We start from the raw sequence: 3,810 nt of genomic DNA, 5'->3' as shown, positions 1-3,810 counted from the left end.
CCACCACCGCTCCCACCGCCGCCCCGCTGGTGACGCCCAGGAGCCCGGGCTCGGCGAGCGGGTTGCGCAGCAACCCCTGGAGGACGGCGCCCGAGAGCCCCAGTGCGGCGCCCACCAGGATCGCCAGGATCGCGCGGGGGAGGCGCAGCTCGGTGACCACCAGGCCGGCCAGGCTGAGATCCGGAGCGGCGAGCCCGTGCAGGATCTCGGCGGGGGCGACGTTCACCCGGCCCACGAAGAGGGACAGCACCGCTGCGGCCAGCAGGATCGTCCCGGCCAGCCACGGCAACGCCTTGCCCAGCGCGCTCATGAGGGCGGGCCCCCGGGCGGCAGCGCCCGAAGCGCACGGCGCAGCTCGGCGGCCCCGTCGGCCGACTGCGGCAGCCCGCAGGCGTGGACGACGCCGTTGAAGCCGATCCTGCGGCCCGCATAGAGCCGGCGCACCACCCGGTGCGCACCGGCATCGGTGGTCAGCGAGCGCACGCCCGGCCGGGCGGTCTCGTAGAGCAGGGCCTGTGGCCGCGCCGCCAGCAGCTGCTCGATGCCGAAGGTGGAATCGGCGATCCCCGGCGCAGCGGCGATGTTGCGCCCGCCCGCGGCGGCGACGATGGCGCCGTTCAACCCGTCGCGGCCCGGCACGGTCGATCCGCCGCTCCACACCACCCCCCGCATCGGATGTGGCGGCGCGGTGGCGGCGAGGCCGGCGAGCGTGGCGTCCATCCGGCGGACTAGCGCCTCCGCCCGCGCCGGCTCGCCCACCTCGGCGCCCAGCCGCCGCAGGTTGGCGCGGATGTCGGCTAAGGTGGTCGCGCTCTTCACCTCCACGATCCGCGCGCCCACCCGGCGGGCCAGCTTGCGGGTGAGTGCCGTGGAAAAGTCTCCGGCCAGGATCAGGTCGGGCTTCAGGTTGACGATGTCCTCGGGCGTGCCGTGATTGATGACGATCCCGGCGTCCGCCCCCGGGAAAAGGACGTTCGCGCCATCGTGGGCAAGGTAGGTCACCGATGCCACCCGCCCCTTCGGCACGAGCTGCAGGATGAGCAGGTCGGTGCACATGCTCATCGACATGATGCGCATGGGCTTCGCAGCGCCCGCGGCCGGCTGGGACAGCGCGGCTGCGGCGGCGGCGATCGCCAGAAGGCGACGGACCCGGCCCATGTCAGAGGTCAGCCATCAGAACTTCACCCTCGCCCCGACATAGGCCGCGCGCGGCTGGCTGGGGAAGGCGAAGATCTCGTAGTAGTCCTCGTCGGTCAGGTTCTCGACCCGGCCGAACACCTCGACGTGCCCGTCGATGTCCAAGCTGGCGGACAGGTTCACCAGGGTGAACGCGGGCAGGATCACCCTGCCCGCGTTGGCGCCGGTGGCCAGCTTCACGTCCGGCAGGCCAGCCGGGAACGGCGCGGCGATGCCGGAGAAGTTGGAGTCCAGCTGAGCGCCGTTGTAGCGGACGTTGAGGTTGACCGTGGCGCGGCCGTCCAGGGGCGTCCACGTCAGGTTGGCGCTGGCGATATGCGGCGCGCGCCGGATCTCCTGCAGGCCGTTCTCCCTCGCGTTCAGGTCTGTGTAGCTGCCGGAGAGCCGCAGCTCATTGAACAGCCGCACGTCGCCGAACAGCTCGAAGCCCTTCTGGATCGAGTCGAAGGCGCGGTTGCAGGTGGTGCTGGTCCCGGCGGGCGGCGCAGGACAGCCCGGCGGCACCGTCCCGCCGAAGAAGCCGAAGATCTCGTTCTTCAGCTTGGCGTGGAAGTAGGTGGCGCCGAACGTCGCTCGGCCGTCCCAGAAGCTGAGATCGACCCCGCCCTCATAGCCGCGGGATTTCTCCGGCTTCAGGTTCGGGTTGCCGCGGAAGGGGAACGGCCCGGTGGCGTTGAAGCCGAACAGCTCGGTCTGGCCCGGGTTCTTGATCCCGGTCCCGGCGGCTGCGCGCAGCCGGATGATGTCGTTTACGCGGTAGTAGCCCTGCGCCTTCCAGGTCGTGGCGTTGGCGAAGAACGCGTTGTCGTCGTGGCGCACCGCGCCGCCGATCCCGGCCCGATCCCCCAGCTGCAGGTCGTACTGGCCCACCACCCCCAGGTTCTCGATCGAGCGCCGCGTGGTGTCGGCGCCGGAGGTGGGCGGAGAGGTATTCTGGTAGGTCTCCTTCTCCCAGTCGACGGCCCCGGTGAGGGTGTGCGTTAGCACCCTGGTCTCCAGGTGATAGGCGGTGACGTAGGAGGCCTTGATGCGCCGGCCCTCATCCCCGCTGGCCGGCCGGTTGCCTGTGAAGCCGTCGCGGTCGGCGTCGACGCCCTGGATCGAGGCCGAATGGGTCCAGGCGCCGTCCATCAGCTTCAGGTCCGCGCCGCCCAGCCAATAGAGGTTGGTGATATCGGAGTAGCTCCCGAAACTGTCCACCTGGCCACGGCCGAAGCTGGAGCCGTTGGTCTCGGCATGGGTGTCGGTGTAGCGGACCACGCCGCGCAGCTTGAGCGCGCTCGTGACCTCCCATGCCGCCTTGCCGGAGAAGGCCTGCAGCTCCGAGCCCGTGCGGCGCCGTCCGCCCGGCAGGGTCTGGGTGACATAGCCGCCAGTGCGTTGGACATCGGCGTTCAGGACGTAATCCACCGGGCCCAGCACCTGGGCCCAGCGGGCCGCCCCGCCGAAGCTGCGCTGCGACCCGGCTTCCACTCGGATGCGCCCCCCGGGCGCTTCGGCCGCCGTGGGCGTGATGTAGTTGATCACCCCGGCGATGGCGTCGGAACCGTAGAGCGCGCTCTGCGGCCCGCGCAGCACCTCGACCTTGGCCACGTCGTCGGCCACCAGCGAGCCGAAGTCGAACTCGCCCTGGAAAGGGTCGGCCGCCTCGATGCCGTCGATCAGGGTGAGCACGTGGTTGGACTCCGCCCCACGCACCCGCACCTGGGTGAAGCCGCCCACCCCGCCGGCGCGGCTGACTGCGAAGCCCGGGATGTCGCGCAGTACGTCGGACACGACGCGGACCTGGCGCGCGGCCATGTCGCCCGGCGTGATCACGGTGACGGACGCGCCGATCTTGTCGGCCTCGATCCCGTCGATTCCCCGAGTAGCGGTGACGATAATCTCCGAGACGGAGTACGCCTCGTCGGCCCAAGCGGGCGCGCCCGCGAACAACGCCGCGACTGCGGCGCTCAATAGGTGGTTCCTGGGCATCTCCGCCCTCCTGCTTCCGCGCCCCGAACGACGTGGCGAGGGCCTCCCGCAGGTTGCGGGCGGACGGACCGGCAGGCGTGGACGCGCCCCCGCCGGTGCGTTCGAGGCGGCCCCGGCCGTCTCTGTCGTCGCTCAGACGGAAGTCCGCGCCGTGGGATCCACTGTCCCGACAGCTCGAGCGACACGCACCGACCGGTCTCCTGGCTCGCGGGTCACGGCGTCACGCGCAGGCCTTCCCGGGTCTCCCCAGTGGCTTGGCGGAACCGAAGTCCCGCCGCAGCGCGTGCGCTCACCGCTCACAGTTGCAGGGACAGCCTCGGATCGGGGGCGAACCCCCTACCGCGTTCCCGTGAAGCCCTTGCGGGCATCGGCGCGCATTGCGACGTCGGCCGGACCGGCCGCCGCCACGGCCGCTTCATGGTCGAGCCTTGCCCGGTTGTCCAGTCAGGCCACATCTCCGCCGCAACCGGCCTCGACGGTGCAACGGAGCGGCGCCTTGGGGGTTTAGGCTCCGGCGTGTCGCCGAACCCAGGAGATTCACATGCGCACTCGGTTGATCGCCGCGATTGTGCTGCCACGCCCCAGTGCCGCCCACACCGCCAGCGCGATCATGGCCGAGGCCCCGACCCAGCCCCGACT

At 71.3% G+C, this 3,810-nt stretch carries 3 protein-coding genes and 1 riboswitch; all 3 genes read right to left on the bottom strand.

Going from position 1 to position 3,810, the window contains the following annotated elements:
• Positions 1 to 310 (bottom strand): iron chelate uptake ABC transporter family permease subunit (locus QZV94_RS20150; RefSeq protein ID WP_293681051.1); only part of this gene is annotated, 310 nt, incomplete at its 3' end.
• Entirely contained in the window at positions 307 to 1,158 is an 852-nt protein-coding gene (locus QZV94_RS20145; RefSeq protein ID WP_293681048.1) for an ABC transporter substrate-binding protein, read from the bottom strand. The genes QZV94_RS20150 and QZV94_RS20145, both read right to left, overlap by 4 nt.
• Before the next feature lie 15 nt (positions 1,159 to 1,173).
• Positions 1,174 to 3,171 (bottom strand): TonB-dependent siderophore receptor, encoded by a 1,998-nt coding sequence (locus QZV94_RS20140; RefSeq protein WP_293681045.1) that lies wholly within the window; start codon positions 3,169 to 3,171, stop codon positions 1,174 to 1,176.
• A 172-nt stretch (positions 3,172 to 3,343) separates the two neighbouring features.
• Positions 3,344 to 3,558: riboswitch (cobalamin riboswitch) on the bottom strand.
• Between the last annotated feature and the right edge of the window lie 252 nt (positions 3,559 to 3,810).

This window comes from uncultured Phenylobacterium sp., from assembly GCF_902826855.1.
Taxonomy (GTDB): Bacteria; Pseudomonadota; Alphaproteobacteria; order Caulobacterales; family Caulobacteraceae; genus Phenylobacterium.
The sequence above is the reverse complement of the archived record's forward strand: the minus strand, read 5'-3'. Positions and strand labels throughout refer to the sequence as shown.

Coding starts and splice junctions, on each gene's coding strand:
- QZV94_RS20140 (WP_293681045.1), bottom strand. CDS start 3,171: ATGCCCAGGAACCACCTATTGAGCGCCGCAGTCGCGGCGTTGTTCGCG.
- QZV94_RS20145 (WP_293681048.1), bottom strand. CDS start 1,158: ATGGGCCGGGTCCGTCGCCTTCTGGCGATCGCCGCCGCCGCAGCCGCG.